The organism is Acinetobacter sp. SH20PTE14, from assembly GCF_021391555.1.
Classification (GTDB): Bacteria; Pseudomonadota; Gammaproteobacteria; order Pseudomonadales; family Moraxellaceae; genus Acinetobacter; species Acinetobacter amyesii.
In genome coordinates this window covers 1312386-1328815 of sequence record NZ_CP090067.1, presented here as the reverse complement: position 1 = coordinate 1328815, position 16430 = coordinate 1312386, and the positions used below count along the sequence as shown (strand labels likewise).

Genomic DNA, 16430 nt, shown 5'->3' with positions numbered 1-16430 from the left:
AAAGTTTAGATATATCTAAAGTTGTCTTTTTACACCGCCCCACAACTATATCGAACTTATTCGATATACATTCAGCTTTTTATATCGTATTATTTCGATATAAAGATCTCTGAGAGAAAACATGCGTACTCTAACCGATACAAAATTTTCAATACTTGAACTCGCACCTGTTCGAGATGATAAAACCATCGAATTTTCACTCAAACATGCACTCCAGTTAACACAGAAAGCAGAACAACTTGGCTATGAGCGTCTATGGTTAGCCGAACACCACAATATGGATGGCATCGCAAGTTCTGCAACTGCGGTTTTACTCGGTTATCTCTTAGCAAATACACAATCTATCAAGCTCGGTTCAGGCGGGATTATGTTGCCTAACCATGCGCCGTTGGTTGTCGCTGAACAATTTGGCACGCTTGAAACGCTATATCCTGGCCGCATTGAACTCGGCTTAGGTCGGGCACCAGGTACCGACCAAACCACCATGCGCGCTTTACGCCGTGGCCGTCAGGAAACCGAAGATCAATTTCCACAAGATGTCCTTGAGATATTGCAATACTTTAAAGCACCTGAGCCACAGCAGCGCATCATTGCTACACCGGGACAAAATACACATGTTCCTGTATGGCTTTTAGGTTCAAGTCTATTCAGTGCACAACTCGCTGCACGTTTAGGTTTACCCTATTCTTTTGCTTCACATTTCGCACCACGCATGCTTGGACAAGCAATTCAGCTCTATCGTGAAAATTTCCAAGCATCCGAATATTTAGATCAACCTTATGTGTCTATGGGCGTACCAACGGTTGTTGCTGAAACTGATGAAGAAGCAGAATATCTGGCAACGAGTGCTTATCAACGCGTTTTAGGTTTAATGCGTGGTCAAAGTTTAAAACTCAAAGCTCCAGTCGACAGTATGCAAGGCTTATGGTCTGCTGCAGAGAAGATGTCTGTTGATAATTTCTACGCTATGGGACAAGTCGGTTCAAATGCAACCGTTCGAGCAGGTTTAGAAAACCTACTCACCAAATATGACGTTGATGAATTTATTTTCACCTGCGACATTTACGATACCGATAAGCGCATTGAAAACTTCGAACGTTTAATGCAAATCAAAAATGATCTGGCTTAAGACTCTCAACTTAATGATCTAATCCAAGCGTTTAATCCGTCTAAAGGTAGAATTGTGACTACATTTTTTGTGGCTCTTTAGACGGATAGCAGTCAACAGATAATATGGTTTCGGCTAACAACGACCAAACCTGTACTTAAAAACCATCATTGCCTCAACGAAATAATTGCTTTACTCATTTTTATTGCTGTATAAATATTAAACATAAGCAAAACAAAGAGAAAAATAAGCAGATGAGCCAATATATTAATAAACCCACACCCGCATTTATCGCAGCAAGTTGGTGTGCACTGATCTTAGGCGCTGTGGTGTTTTGCATAGGTTTATTCAATGCAAATATGATGTTGAATGAAAAAGGCTTTTATCTCATTTTATTGCTTTATGGATTATTTTCATCGGTTTCACTACAAAAAATCATTCGTGACCGTTTAGAAGGAATGCATGTCACTGCAATCTACTTTGGACTGTGCTGGGCATCCGTCATTATTTGCCTCGTACTTCTTGCCATTGGTCTATGGAATGCTGAACTGGCATTAAGTGAAAAAGGTTTTTACATGATGGCTTTCCTAATGAGTCTGTTTGGTGCAGTTGCTGTACAAAAAAATATTCGTGATATGGACTATTTACGTACACATACCGACCAACCCGAATTTAAGCATTCAACCCCGAGTCAGCTTGACTATAGCTCACAAAATGATGAACCAGTTTAAAATTCGCCACATCCATAGTTCTCAAAAGCTGTTCATGCAGGTCGCTTATTGTTTTTTTCGACCTACTTGAGCAATTCATAAACTTCAATGCAGAAAAAAATTAGCTCACTCCTAGAAATTTACCAATGACAAGGGCCAAGCAAATCAATTCTAGACAAATTGCATGACTCTTCAGACTGAAATAACGCTTTACGCCAAGTGGCCCATCACAGAATATATTCTTATCTAAGACTCAACTAAAAAAACAAAAGACAAGGAATAAATATGGCCAACAAGCAGGATGCAACCCACCATATTTTTAATAATCATCTAGAGGATTTTGAACACTTTCGTGGAACGATCATCAGTTCAGAACAGATCAAAGATTATGACTTTAAGAAGCAAAAAATCGCAATTATTGGGATAGATCAGCATGTGGTCTCTGAATTGCACCATCTATGTCAGGTTGCAGATAACATCATGGTCTATCAAATCAAACCGCAATTTGTCTTACCACGCACCGAACGTCTACTGAATAAATTAATTCAGCACCCACTGATTGCAAAAAATCGACGTTTATTTAGCAATCGTATTAAGAGTATTTTGGCGATTCGCTTTTTAGAAGATCAAGTGCCGAACCATTGGTTAAGACATTTACTCAGTCCAAATACCGCAATTCAGAACAAAACCTTCCTAAAATCTGATCATTATTATGCAGCATTACAGCAGCCAAACTGCATCTTAAATACTTGGCCAATTGCAAAAATTCAGAGTAATTCAATCACGGCTTTAGATGAGCATACGTTTGAGTGTGATGTCATTGTGCGCAGCGAATCTAACTAGCCTAAAGAAAAGTAATTACAATGAAATGATTTTCACATAACATTTACTATAATTTATCCGATTGATCAAAACTCACAACACCAAAAGCCATCTCTGGCGGCTTTTGGTTGCTCCCCTACTATATTGGATACTTTCATTCGAAAAGGCTAAGGATTCTTAAAAATCCATAAATGAAAATAGCTTTAATCGTGCTACATGCTTTTTCAGCTCTCAGACTTAAATCATGTTTCCGACCTGCACCAGCAGCTACAGCGAGTTTATAGACGTGCAATTTTGAATAGTTATGATCAATTCTTCATGAAAACTTTATTTCAAACCAATAATTTTTTCAGTGCTTATTTTTTTACACAGCTCTATTTACTCCTTAACTGTAAGTTGAAAAATTTATATTGATGCTTATGTTCAACCGATATTTACCTATATTGTTATCTATATTTAATAGGAAAATAACAGATTGAAATCCAGTTTAAATATCAATTTATATCGGAGTTTAGAGCCTGAATGTTATTAATTTGACTATTTTTCACCCACATCAATTAAATAAATGGTGCCATTTCTTTATATTTAGTATCCAAAAGCAACTGTTTGATTATTTTTTATTCTATTTTCTGCCTATTTTTTTAGCATTTAAATCAGTATTTTTGAAAAATTGATTAAATATTAAACCATATTAGCTAAATCTTGTATTTATACAACTCATATCAAGTGGATTATTCAGGCTTAATTCATAGATAAAAATACAGCAAAACACGGATTTTTATAAAAGATTTGTGCTGTCAATTTGGCCATATTTTATAAATTTTCAGCCAAAGAAATTCATCGAACTGGTACACAAATGAATGCAAAAATTGCTTAAAATTTAAGTCTAAATATTGAGGAAAATTTTCATCAATATCTTAAATATTTATCATTCATTAAAAGTATGACAAACCAGAAATTAATACTATTTTTATATAATTTATACAGTAATTTATTATCATCAGAAGAGCCACCAAAGTGGCTCAATTTACACTTAACCAATGCGACGCTTCAGTCCGGTCATTTGTAAAACACGTGTTGAAATTTCTTCAATCGACATTTCAGACACGTTTAAGTATTTGATTCCCTCAGAAATATAAATACCTTCAATCGCACGTAGTTCCATTTGGCACTGACTAAAACTTGCATAACGACTATTGGCCTTACGCTCTGAACGAATTGCTACAAGGCGCTCTGCATCAATCATCAAGCCAAACAACTTATGTTTATGCTCACGTAAAACTGCAGGTAAACGGTTGTCATCCAAATCTTCTTCTGTCAAAGGATAGTTCGCTACACGAATACCAAATTGCAAAGAGAGGTAGATGGAAGTTGGTGTTTTACCCGAACGTGATACCCCGATTAAAATCAAATCAGCTTTATCATAATGACGAGTACGTGCCCCATCATCGTTATCTAAAGCAAAATGCACCGCATCAATACGTGCTTTATAAGACTCAGAATCTGTTACTGCATGGGTCTGACCGACTAAAGTCGTAGGTGCAGTGCCTAACTCGTCAGACAATTTACTAATAAGCCCTTCAAAAACATCAAGATTTATCGCATTTGCAGTATTAATAATGTCACGTACATACGGGTCTACAAGGGTATCAAACACCAAAGGCTTTTGACCGTCTTGCTGCGCTCTAAGATTGATCTCTGCAACCACATTTGTAGCAGCTTCTTCAGAGGTAATATATGGAATAATATGAATGTCAAAATCTACATGAGGGAACTGGGCTAACAGTGAGTGTCCAAGGGTTTCTGCGGTAATCGCGGTACCATCCGAAACAAAAAAAACACTACGCTGAATCTGTTTACCTTCTGACATTAAAATTCTCCTCCAAAATTTGTCTTAGTGCTATATAATCTTTATAGTAAACCATCTTACATGACTGTCACTTAGTAAATTTAGAATGCTAAGTAATTTGTTATAATTTCATGCCAAGATAGTGATTAATACTGCAAAAGTGGAGTAACAACTTTGGAAGCGCGCGTAATTGGTCTAGAAAAATTAGGGAAACACGACGTAGAACTCGTGGGTGGTAAAAACTCATCATTAGGTGAAATGATCAGCCATCTAGCAAATGCTGGTGTATCTGTTCCTGGTGGTTTTGCTACTACAGCTCAAGCATATCGTGAATTCCTCGAGCAAAGTGGCCTAAACGCTAAAATTAACGCTGAACTTGCTGCACTCAATGTTGACGATGTAAATGCACTTGCTGAAACTGGTGCAAAAATCCGTCAATGGATTGTAGACACTCCGCTTACAGCTGAACTTGAAACAGAAATTCGTGAGGCTTTCACAGCTCTTTCAAACGGCAACCCTGATATCGCGGTTGCCGTTCGCTCATCTGCAACAGCAGAAGACTTACCAGATGCTTCATTTGCTGGCCAACAAGAAACTTTCTTGAACATCCGTGGTATCGACAACGTCCTTATTGCGATTAAAGAAGTATTTGCTTCACTTTATAACGACCGCGCAATTTCTTACCGTGTACACCAAAACTTCGCACATGACGTCGTTGCGTTATCTGCAGGTGTTCAACGCATGGTTCGCTCTGAAACAGGTGCAGCTGGTGTAATGTTTACACTAGATACAGAATCTGGTTTCCGCGACGCAGTTTTCATCACAGCTTCTTATGGCTTAGGTGAAATGGTTGTACAAGGTGCTGTAAACCCTGACGAATTCTATGTATCTAAACCACTTTTAAATGCAGGCAAACACGCTGTATTACGTCGTAACCTTGGTTCTAAACACCAAAAAATGATTTATGGTGAAGAAGGCGCTGCTGGTAAATCAGTGGTTGTTGTAGACGTTGAAAAAGCAGATCGTCAACAATTCGCTTTAAATGACCACGAACTTCAAGAACTTGCTAAACAAGCATTGATCATTGAAAACCATTACGGTTCAGCAATGGACATCGAATGGGCGAAAGATGGCGATGATGGCCAAATCTATATCGTTCAAGCACGTCCTGAAACTGTGAAGAGCCGCCAAAACGTGGGCACAATGGAGCGTTACCTGCTTAAACAAAAAGGTAATGTTATTTGTGAAGGTCGTTCAATCGGTCAACGTATTGGTTCTGGTCGCGTTCGTATCGTGACTTCGATCAAAGAAATGGACAAAGTTCAAGACGGCGACGTACTTGTATCTGACATGACTGACCCAGATTGGGAACCAGTAATGAAACGTGCAGCTGCGATTGTCACTAACCGTGGTGGCCGTACTTGTCACGCTGCGATTATTGCACGTGAGCTTGGTGTTCCTGCAATCGTAGGTTGTGGTAATGCGACTGAAGTATTGACTGACGGTCAAGAAGTGACTGTTTCTTGTGCTGAAGGTGACACAGGCTTTATTTACGAAGGTGCTTTGGACTTTGAAATCCAACGTAATTCTATCGAATCTATGCCTAAACTTCCGTTCAAAATTATGATGAACGTAGGTAACCCTGACCGCGCATTTGACTTTGCTCAAATTCCTAACGAAGGTGTTGGTCTTGCTCGTCTTGAGTTCATCATCAACCGTATGATCGGCGTACATCCTAAAGCATTGCTTAATATTGACAGCCTACCACGCGAAACTCGTGCTGCTGTAATGTCACGTACTGCGGGTTATGCATCTCCTATCGAATTCTATGTTGAAAAACTAGTTGAAGGTATTTCTACACTTGCTGCAGCGTTTGCAGACAAACCAGTGATTGTTCGTATGTCTGACTTTAAGTCAAACGAATATGCAAACTTAATCGGTGGTAAGTTATACGAACCTGAAGAAGAAAACCCAATGCTTGGCTTCCGTGGTGCAAGCCGTTATGTGTCTGACAATTTCCGTGACTGCTTCGAACTTGAATGCCGTGCACTGAAAAAAGCACGTGACGAAATGGGCTTAACTAACATTCAAATCATGATTCCTTTCGTACGTACTGTTGCTGAAGCGAAACGTGTTATTGAATTGTTAGCGCTTAACGGTCTTAAACGTGGTGAAAACGGTCTTAAAGTGATCATGATGTGTGAACTTCCAACTAACGCATTATTAGCTGAACAGTTCCTTGAACACTTCGACGGTTTCTCTATCGGTTCTAACGACTTAACTCAGTTAACACTCGGTCTAGACCGTGACTCTGGTATCGTTTCTCACCTATTTGATGAACGTGATCCAGCCGTTAAAGCACTTCTTTCTATGGCAATCCATGCTTGTCGTAAAGCTGGCAAATACGTAGGTATTTGTGGTCAAGGCCCTTCAGATCACCCTGACCTAGCTAAATGGTTAATGGAACAAGGCATTGAGTCTGTTTCGCTTAACCCAGACTCAGTATTAGACACTTGGTTCTTCCTTTCTGAAGAAAAAGCTCAACAAGCTTAATAAACTGTGTTAAAAAAAGACCCACATGTGGGTCTTTTTTTTTATTTATACTTTTACAGACGTTTTTTGAGATTTTAGTTTTATGCAGATTTACTTGGCACGAAATAACCAACAAGCTGGTCCCTATACCTTAGAACAACTTAACCAAATGCTCGCGAGCCAACAAGTGTTACTCACGGACTTGGTTTGGCACCAAGGTATGACCGAATGGAAAGCTTTAGGTGAACTCACTCAAGGTCAGTTGGTTTATATGCCTGCAGGTTATATAGCACCGACAGCATTCGAATCAAATCAAACTACAACTACGCCATCAAATACCTACACACAACCTCAGGCTGTACAATTGCAAACTAGCCTAGCAAGTATTCCTAAACGTGTTTTGGCTAAGATCGTTGATTTACTGCTTTGGATACCGGCAACTTTTATCTTAACGGCATTTTTTAATCCAAGTGAAAAGACACAATTTGCCAATCTAAATGAACAGTTTATGCAAGCTGTGATGACCCCAAATGCTGACCCTAATGTTTTACAAGCACTACAAACACAAATGGTTGAGATGTTTCCCAACCAAGCTTGGATTGCAATGTTTGCTTACCTCTTCATTATGCTTTTCATTCAAGCGTATTTGATTGCTAAATCTGGTCAAAGTATTGGTAAAAAAATCACCAAAATTAAAATCGTAGATGCCGAAACCAGCCAACCTGTAAACCTCATGCGTGGCTTCACTTTACGTAGTGTTTTATTTATTTTTCTGAACTTTTTATCGATGCCTTTAAGCGCAATCATTGATTCCGTTTTTATTTTCGGCAAAAAGCGTCAAACTTTGCATGACAAGTTAGCAAAAACCAAGGTAATAAACCAATAACTTTCACTTTTATTGAGGGATGAATTTCTCATCCCTTTTTTGTGCATTACATTGAAATTAAAATAAAATTCAGATAAAAAAAACACAATCCCGACCAACAAAATAGGGTTTTAATACAGTCATTTAAAGCCTCTTTATGTATAGCTTAGTTTGCCGATATCAGGCATAATGCCCTACAACGTAGCGGTGTCACATCATTGTGAACTTTTTTCATATCTGAAAAATCACAATCATGCGACACTTTATTCGCTATCCCAATTTTAAAAATTAGGGAATGGGACTCTTCACCGAGGTTGTAAAATGAGACAAACAATTTTAGCTGTATTGTCTTTATCTGCGATCGCTGCACTCTTAACTGGGTGTGGTGGTGATATGGTACTTCTAAACTCAAAAGGTCCAGTTGCTGAAGGTCAGTCAAACCTCATGCTTACTGCGATCTACCTAATGTTGTTGGTAGTTATTCCATCAGCACTTATGGCTCTTTGGTTTGGTTGGAAATATCGCGCGTCAAATAAAGATGCAGACTATGCACCTACTTGGGCACACTCGACTGCAATTGAAGTTGTAGTTTGGGGTATTCCCGTAATTATTATCGCTATTTTAGCTTGGTTAACTTGGTGGGGTTCCCACAAGTATGACCCTTACCGTCCACTCGAGTCAGATAAAGCTCCTTTAACTGTTCAAGTTATTGCTGAACAATTTAAATGGATCTTCATCTACCCTGAACAAGGCATCGCGACTGTAAACGAGATCCGCTTCCCTGAGAAAACTCCTGTAAGCCTTCGTTTAACATCTAACTTCACAATGAACTCATTTTTCATTCCGGCGTTAGGTGGTCAGATTTATGCTATGGCAGGTATGCAAACTCACTTGAACTTATTAGCTGATGAAACTAGTCCTGCTGAAGGCTTCCGTGGTTTCTCTTCTAACTATTCAGGTTATGGCTTCTCACAAATGCGCTTCCGTGCACATGCTGTGACTGATGCTCAGTTTGCTGAATGGGTTTCTGCTGTTAAAGCTGGTAATGGTTCTTCAGTTAATCCTGAAGCGGTTCAAAAAACTGTTTTAGACCAAGCTGAATTTGCAACCTTACGTGACGGCAACCGTTCTAAACACCAGATCGAAGTTTTAGTTGCCAAAGCAACTACTCCTGAAGAGAAGGCTCTAGCTGAAGCAATGAAGCCTTACCCTACTAAGCCACACCCAGTGACTTACTATTCTTCAGTTGAACCTAAATTGTTCGAATCAGTGATTAACAAATACATGAGCAACTACCATGGTGCTGATCATACAGCTACTGTTGGACACGAAGCTGCTGCTTCTGAAGCTCATGCAGGCGTTGAACATGCGACTGTTGCAGGGGAATAAGACATGAGCTTATTAGGTAAGTTAGGACCAGATGCAATTCCACACGACCCAATCGTGTTGGTTACTGTTGCAATGATGATCCTTGGCGGTATCGCAATTGTTGCTGGTATCACCTACTTTAAAAAATGGGGCTACTTGTGGAACGAATGGTTCACATCTGTAGACCATAAAAAAATTGGTATCATGTATATCCTCGTGTCAATTGTCATGCTTGTGCGTGGTTTTGCCGATGCGATTATGATGCGTCTTCAACTGTTCCTTGCAAAAGGTGGCGGTGAAGGTTACTTACACCCAGAACACTATGACCAGATCTTTACTGCCCATGGCGTAATCATGATCTTCTTCGTAGCAATGGGTCTAGTTGTTGGTTTAATGAACGTTGCTGTACCACTTCAAATTGGTGCACGTGACGTAGCATTCCCATTATTAAACTCTCTTAGCTTCTGGTTATTCGCCGGCGCTGCGGGCTTGATGATGGCTTCTCTTGCAATTGGTGAATTCGCTGCAACAGGTTGGATGGCTTACCCTCCACTTTCTGGCATCGAATACTCTCCAGGTGTAGGTGTAGACTACTATATCTGGGCACTTCAGGTTTCTGGTCTAGGTACGCTTCTTACTGGTGTTAACTTCTTCGTTACCATCATCAAAATGCGTGCGCCTGGCATGAAACTTATGGACATGCCTATTTTCACTTGGACTGCATTAGTTACTGTAGTGCTTATCGTTGCAACATTCCCAGTTTTGACTGCGACTATTGCAATGCTTTCACTTGACCGTTACTTCGGCTTCCATTTCTTTACAAATGACATGGGTGGTAGCCCAATGTTGTATGTAAACTTGATTTGGACTTGGGGTCACCCGGAAGTTTACATCTTGGTATTACCAGCTTTTGGTATTTACTCAGAAGTTACTGCTGTGTTCTCACGCAAAGCGTTGTTCGGCTACAAATCTATGGTGTACGCAACTGTAGCAATTGGTGTTCTTTCACTAGTTGTATGGGTTCACCACTTCTTTACAATGGGTGCTGGTGCCAACGTTAACGCGTTCTTCGGTATCATGACCATGATCATTGCGATCCCTACTGGTGTGAAAATCTTCTCTTGGTTATTCACCATGTACAAGGGCCGCATCACCTATACAACTCCAATGCTTTGGACACTTGGCTTCCTTGTGACTTTCGGTATTGGTGGTTTAACAGGCGTATTAATGGCAGTTCCACCAGCGGACTTCTTAGTACACAACTCTTTATTCCTTATCGCTCACTTCCATAACGTAATTATTGGTGGTGTAGTGTTCGCGATGTTCGCGGGTATCATTTTCTACTGGCCAAAAATGTTTGGTTGGAAATTGAATGAAACTTGGGGTAAAGCAGCGTTCTGGTTCTGGTTCTTCGGTTTCTACTTTGCATTCATGCCACTTTATATCCTTGGTTTCATGGGTATGACTCGTCGTTTGAATACATATGACAACCCTGAATGGGATCCATACTTAGCGATCGCTTTATTTGGTTCTGTATTGGTTGCTATCGGTATCTTCTGTTTTGTTATGCAAATCGTTGTTGGTTTCCTTCAACGCAAAGACAACATGGACGTTACTGGCGATATCTGGGATGGTCGTACTCTTGAGTGGGCTACTTCATCTCCTTCACCATTCTATAACTTTGCTTATCTTCCAAAGATCAATGGTATTGATACTTTCTGGACTGACAAAGAAAATGGTGTTGCTTACGCTAAGCCAACTACATACGAAGACATCCATATGCCTACAAACCGTGCGGCAGGTTTCGTAATTGCAATGTTTATTACAGTTATGGGCTTCGCATTAATCTGGCATATCTGGTGGTTAGTCGTTGTAACTTTCATTGCTTCAATTATCAGCTTCATCGTTTCTTCTTTCACTAAGAAAGTGGACTACTATGTTCCAGCTGCAGAAGTTGAACGTATTGAAAATGAACGCTACGCGCTTCTTGAAAAACATTTGAAGAAGGACTAAGACAATGGCTGAAGTACTTCATCACGACAACCACGGACATGACGAACATCATCATCACGATGATACTGACATCACTGTCTTTGGTTTCTGGACTTACTTGATGAGTGACTTGGTTCTTTTCGGGACACTCTTCATCGCGTTCGCTGTATTAAGTAGCCACGTTCCAGTGGGTACGCCAAGTGCACAAGAGCTGTTTGGTGAATCTTTAGGTTTCGTTTTAACTGAAACTTTCGCCCTTCTTATCTCTTCTGTAACTTTTGGTTTTGCTGTTCTTGCAGCATACAAGAAAAATGTTGGTCAAGTTTTAACTTGGTTAGCAGTTACTTGGGTATTTGGTGCAGCCTTCATTGGCATGGAGCTTTATGAGTTCAATCATTTAGTTCATGCTGGTCATGGCCCAAGCACAAGTGCGTTCTTATCTGCGTTCTTTACTTTAGTTGGTACGCACGGTATTCACGTAACTTCTGGTTTGGTATGGATGCTTGTGTTGATGTTCCAAATCAAGAAATATGGTTTGACACTTCCAAACACTCGTCGTCTTGCTTGCCTAAGCTTGTTCTGGCACTTCCTTGACATCGTTTGGATCTGCGTATTCAGCGTTGTTTACTTGATGGGAGTTATCTAATGAGTCACGATCATAACTCTGCTGGTGCAGCTCACGGTAACGTTAAACAATATACAATCGGATTTATCCTTTCTGTTCTACTTACCGTAATTCCATTCGGTATGGTAATGGCAGGTGGTTTTAGCCGCGGTCTATTGGTTGCCGTAATCGCGATTACTGCGGTTGCTCAGGTTCTTATTCAGTTAGTTTACTTCCTGCATATGAACTCTTCTTCAGAGCAACGCTGGAACGTGATTGCATTTGTTTATACAATCCTCACAATTGCTATCCTTTTAGTAGGTTCTGTGTGGATTATGAACTACCTTCACTTCAACATGATGATCTAAACTGGTCGTCATGCTGAAAAAGTATTTATTCCTGACTAAACCAGGAATTCTCTTTGGTAACTTTGTTACCGCTTTGGGTGGCTACTTTGTAGCTGCCCAAGGTTCTGTAGATTTCCTTCTGTTGCTTCTTACCCTCTTAGGCACCCTCTTTGTGGTCGCTTCTGGATGTGTAATCAATAACGTTATTGACCAAGACATCGACTCAAAAATGCAACGCACACAAAATCGTGCGATGGTAAAAAAATCAATTTCGATTCCTGTTGCTTTAGTTTTTGCTTTAGTTTTAGGTGTAATTGGTTTTAGCATTTTATGGTTCTGGGTAAATGCTTACGCTTTTCTTTTTGCTGTTATTGGTTTTGTCGTATACGTTGGTTTTTATAGCTTATGGACAAAACGAACAACAATCCATCAAACCATTATCGGCAGTCTTTCTGGCGCAGCGCCACCTGTAATCGGGTATACGGCTGTTGCAAACCAGTTTGATTTAGGTGCATTACTGATTTTTATTGGTTATGCATTTTGGCAAATGCCTCATTCTTGGGGAATTGCAGTTTACCGATTTGATGACTACAAAAATGCAGGTATTCCAATTTTACCTGTAGCTCGTTCAATTCACCGTACCAAAGTTGAGTCTTTGGTTTATGTGTTTTTGTTCTGCATGACCATGAATGGTTTATTCTTTTTTGGTTATGCAAATTGGATTTATATGATTGTCCTGAATGCCTTAAGTCTGTATTGGATTTATCTGACCATTCAAGGATTCAAAGCTGAAGATGATCAAATTTGGGCAAAACAATATTTCATGTTTTCGGTCAAATTGATCACAGTGATTAGTTTAATTTTTAGTTTCACTTCCACTGCCCCTCTAAAGCCAATTGTATTTTTTTAAAAAGATAGAGTTTTACTCTATCTTTTTTATTTCTATACATCTTCAATGCAAAGCAAAAATTTAAATCGAAATACTACTATACACACTAAAACTGTTTTAACGCTGATTCTCCCAATATCTACCCATGTACAATAGATTTCAGACAAGTACAAAAATATTTCATATTCGTATTAGCATTCAAAGCGATATCTACAATCAAATATGACAAAAGATCTTTAATTTAAATCAAATTTATATCATTACAACGTCTATATGATCGTAACTCATCAAATACAAGATAAGCTCCCCGCAATTGAAAACATATCTCCTATTTTACAATCTGCATCCGATTCTAGCTGTGTATTCAATATAGTCATTAAACCACAAAATAATTAAGCCTTTTTAGGTGTATGCCTTGTATTTCAAACCTAAACGCTCTAAAATTCACGCTTCGCAAACTTTGCGACACAACTTTGGTTGTGACTCCTTGCTTCAATCAATTAATGATTGGGGCTGCCTAAACCGTAAGGAGCTGACAATGCGTCACTACGAAATCGTACTATTGGTACATCCAGACCAAAGCGATCAAGTTGTGGGTATGGTAGAACGTTACCTAACTCACATCAAAGAAGCTGAAGGTCAAATCCACCGTCTTGAAGACTGGGGTCGTCGTCAATTGGCTTACCCAATCAACAAGATCCACAAAGCTCACTACATTCTTATGAATGTTGAGTGTGGTCAAACTACTCTTGATGAGCTAGAAGAATTGTTCCGTTACAACGATGCAATCATTCGTAGCCTTATCATCCGTCGTGAAAACGCTATCACTGAAGAGTCACTATTGGCTAAGAGTGCTGAAGAAAAACGTGCGCGTAAAGCTCAACGTGAAGAAGCACAACAAGCTCAAGACTCTGCTGAAGCATAAGGAGAACATAACATGGCACGTTTTTACCGTCGTCGCAAGTTCTGCCGCTTTACAGCTGAGAACGTTACGTACATCGACTACAAAGATATCGACACTTTAAAACAGTACATCACTGAAAACGGCAAGATTGTTCCTAGCCGTATTACAGGTACTAAAGCTCGTTACCAACGTCAATTAGCGCTAGCTATTAAACAAGCTCGCTACTTGTCTTTGATCCCTTACACTGACAATCATAAGTGAGGTTGAGCTGTGGATATTATCTTATTACAACGCATTAAAAACCTTGGTAAATTAGGCGATAAAGTTTCAGTTAAAGCTGGTTACGGCCGTAACTTCCTTATCCCTCAAGGTAAAGCAGTTGCTGCTACTGAAGCTAACACTGCTGCATTTGAAGCTCGTCGTGCTGAACTTGAGAAACAAGAAGCTGAAGTATTAGCTGCTGCTCAAGCACGTGCTGACCAATTGAACGAAGTTAACATCGTAATCACTGCTAAAGCTGGTGACGAAGGTAAACTATTCGGTTCTATCGGTACTCGTGACATCGCTGACGCGTTAACTAATGCTGGTCTTGTTGTAGACCGCGCAGAAGTTCGTTTACCAAATGGTGCGCTTCGCAACACTGGTGAATTCAACATCGCAATCCAATTGCATCATGATGTTGTTGCAGAAGTTCTAGTTACTATCGTAGCTGAGTAATTTCTTGCAAAGAAAAGAGCATGCTTACGCATGCTCTTTTTTTATCTGTAAAAAATAGTGCTCCAACTTTTTTATATTTTTAACTCTTCATTCAATTCAATGTATGACGAATTAATCGGAAATACTTGTTCGCATTTCTGTAGAAAACGCCTATCATTTCAGTTCAATGAAGAGTTGAAAAAACTGTAATTAGCACCCATTTCCATCACATTAAATGGTTTCAGCATCAGGGATTTTTATGTCACAGGCGAATGCCATCAAGCCAAACTCTACGCCAACAGCAAAAACCACAGAACAAAGTTCGTTGAAAGAGTTTCGTACCCCACCCCATAACCTTGCGATTGAACAAGCCGTGCTTGCTGCACTGATGACCGTTGCAGAATCTTTTGAGCAAGTGGGTGATGTACTGACTGAAGCTGATTTTTATGCGACACGTCATAAATATATTTTCCGTGCCATCGACCAGCTATCAAAAGATAGCTCACCTTATGATGCTGTCTTGGTCAATGATTGGCTGATTAAACAAAACTTGCTCGATGCTGCTGGTGGCGAAGAATATCTGATGCAACTCATGTCAGATTCACCTTCAAGTTTCTATAACCTTGAAACGTATGCTGCAAAAATTAAAGAGTTTTCCACTTTACGCAGCATGATTAAAGTCAGCTCAGAAATTTTACAAAATGCCTATGACACCAAAGGTCGTACGGTCAGCGAAATTTTAGATCTGGCAGAAACCAATATTTTCTCGATTGCCGAGCAACACAACAATAACGCCAAAGCACAAGGCCCTAAAGCTATTAACTCTGTCGTTGCTAGTGTTTTTGATAAGTTGAATGAACTTTCACAAACTGAAGGCAGTATCACGGGTTTAACTACTGGATTTGTTGAACTTGATAACAAAACCTCAGGTATGCAAGCAGGCGATTTGATTATTGTGGCGGCCCGTCCATCGATGGGTAAAACTACTTTTGCCATGAACTTGGTTGAAAGTGTGCTATTTAATAACAACCTGCCCGCTCTAGTTTACTCTATGGAGATGCCCGCTGACTCGATTGCCATGCGTTTGATATCCTCGTTCGGACGTGTACACCAAGGGCATTTACGTGCAGGTAAAATGGATGCTGATGAATGGTCAAAAGTGACCAGCACCATTGTGCATCTCCAAGAAAAGAATTTGTATATTGATGACTCGTCTGCACTACCTCCAACTGAAGTACGTGCCCGTGCGCGCCGAATTGCCAAAATGCACGGCGGTAAACTTGGCTGTATCATGGTCGATTATTTGCAGCTTATGAAAGTACCTGGTATGGGCGACAACCGTGTAGGCGAGATCTCGGAAATTTCCCGAAGCTTAAAGGCACTGGCTAAAGAAATGCATTGCCCTGTTATTGCACTATCACAGTTAAACCGATCACTGGAAAACCGTCCCAATAAACGCCCCGTGATGTCCGACTTACGTGAATCGGGTGCGATCGAGCAGGATGCCGATTTGATCATGTTTATTTACCGCGACGAGGTTTATAACAAAGAGTCTAAAGAAGCAGGTACTGCAGAAATTATTATTGGTAAACAGCGTAACGGTCCTATTGGTACTGTGCGTCTTGCCTTCGAAGGTCAATACACCAAATTTAGTAACCTCTCCCCTGAGTTTTATGCTCAGTATGATGATGAAGAGTAAAGACTCTTTATCATCCATTAATTCATCGACCCTGTAGGAGTATTT

Annotated in this window: 15 protein-coding genes; 14 read left to right on the top strand and 1 reads right to left on the bottom strand. The window is 39.9% G+C overall.

Annotated elements, in window-relative coordinates; all coding sequences use genetic code 11:
* Positions 1-121 precede the first annotated feature (121 nt).
* From LXF01_RS06470 to LXF01_RS06460, 3 genes are all read left to right on the top strand, one after another.
* Complete coding sequence (locus tag LXF01_RS06470) at positions 122-1129, top strand: LLM class flavin-dependent oxidoreductase (RefSeq protein WP_233945229.1); 1008 nt, start codon at positions 122-124, stop codon at positions 1127-1129.
* Between the two features lie 233 nt (positions 1130-1362).
* Positions 1363-1839 (top strand): inner membrane protein YiaA, encoded by a 477-nt coding sequence (gene yiaA, locus LXF01_RS06465; protein WP_233945228.1) that lies wholly within the window; start codon positions 1363-1365, stop codon positions 1837-1839.
* 264 nt (positions 1840-2103) lie between these two features.
* Positions 2104-2661: a flavoprotein gene (locus LXF01_RS06460; protein ID WP_233945227.1), complete on the top strand. Its 558-nt coding sequence runs from the start codon at positions 2104-2106 to the stop codon at positions 2659-2661.
* A gap of 1012 nt (positions 2662-3673) precedes the next feature.
* On the opposite strand, the gene ppsR is transcribed toward LXF01_RS06460, so the two are convergent.
* Positions 3674-4510 carry a posphoenolpyruvate synthetase regulatory kinase/phosphorylase PpsR gene (ppsR, locus tag LXF01_RS06455; RefSeq protein WP_078193964.1) on the bottom strand — a complete coding sequence of 279 codons (837 nt, stop codon included), beginning with the start codon at positions 4508-4510 and terminating at the stop codon, positions 3674-3676.
* Between the two features lie 153 nt (positions 4511-4663).
* On the opposite strand from ppsR, the gene ppsA reads away from it, so the two are divergent.
* The 11 genes from ppsA to dnaB all read left to right on the top strand — a co-directional run bounded on the left by ppsA (position 4664) and on the right by dnaB (position 16385).
* The gene (gene ppsA / locus LXF01_RS06450) at positions 4664-7042 is read left to right on the top strand and encodes a phosphoenolpyruvate synthase (protein WP_111884281.1); all 2379 of its coding nucleotides are present in this window, start codon (positions 4664-4666) and stop codon (positions 7040-7042) included.
* Positions 7043-7124: 82 nt separating this feature from the next.
* Positions 7125-7907 carry an RDD family protein gene (locus tag LXF01_RS06445; RefSeq protein WP_078193966.1) on the top strand — a complete coding sequence of 261 codons (783 nt, stop codon included), beginning with the start codon at positions 7125-7127 and terminating at the stop codon, positions 7905-7907.
* Positions 7908-8207: 300 nt separating this feature from the next.
* Positions 8208-9275: a ubiquinol oxidase subunit II gene (gene cyoA / locus LXF01_RS06440; protein ID WP_078193967.1), complete on the top strand. Its 1068-nt coding sequence runs from the start codon at positions 8208-8210 to the stop codon at positions 9273-9275.
* Positions 9276-9278: 3 nt separating this feature from the next.
* Positions 9279-11267 (top strand): cytochrome o ubiquinol oxidase subunit I, encoded by a 1989-nt coding sequence (cyoB, locus tag LXF01_RS06435; protein WP_078193968.1) that lies wholly within the window; start codon positions 9279-9281, stop codon positions 11265-11267.
* A gap of 4 nt (positions 11268-11271) precedes the next feature.
* Entirely contained in the window at positions 11272-11892 is a 621-nt protein-coding gene (gene cyoC / locus LXF01_RS06430) for a cytochrome o ubiquinol oxidase subunit III (RefSeq protein ID WP_078188581.1), read from the top strand.
* Complete coding sequence (locus LXF01_RS06425) at positions 11892-12218, top strand: cytochrome o ubiquinol oxidase subunit IV (protein ID WP_078188582.1); 327 nt, start codon at positions 11892-11894, stop codon at positions 12216-12218. The genes cyoC and LXF01_RS06425 overlap by 1 nt, the downstream gene beginning before the upstream one ends.
* Before the next feature lie 10 nt (positions 12219-12228).
* The gene (gene cyoE, locus LXF01_RS06420; RefSeq protein ID WP_180157109.1) at positions 12229-13107 is read left to right on the top strand and encodes a heme o synthase; all 879 of its coding nucleotides are present in this window, start codon (positions 12229-12231) and stop codon (positions 13105-13107) included.
* 517 nt (positions 13108-13624) lie between these two features.
* Positions 13625-14011 (top strand): 30S ribosomal protein S6, encoded by a 387-nt coding sequence (gene rpsF / locus LXF01_RS06415; RefSeq protein WP_004696436.1) that lies wholly within the window; start codon positions 13625-13627, stop codon positions 14009-14011.
* 12 nt (positions 14012-14023) lie between these two features.
* Positions 14024-14251, top strand: coding sequence for a 30S ribosomal protein S18 (rpsR, locus tag LXF01_RS06410; protein WP_004278792.1), 228 nt, complete (start codon positions 14024-14026; stop codon positions 14249-14251).
* A 9-nt stretch (positions 14252-14260) separates the two neighbouring features.
* Complete coding sequence (gene rplI, locus LXF01_RS06405) at positions 14261-14707, top strand: 50S ribosomal protein L9 (protein WP_078188585.1); 447 nt, start codon at positions 14261-14263, stop codon at positions 14705-14707.
* A 238-nt stretch (positions 14708-14945) separates the two neighbouring features.
* Positions 14946-16385: a replicative DNA helicase gene (dnaB, locus tag LXF01_RS06400; RefSeq protein WP_111884293.1), complete on the top strand. Its 1440-nt coding sequence runs from the start codon at positions 14946-14948 to the stop codon at positions 16383-16385.
* Positions 16386-16430: the final 45 nt, after the last annotated feature.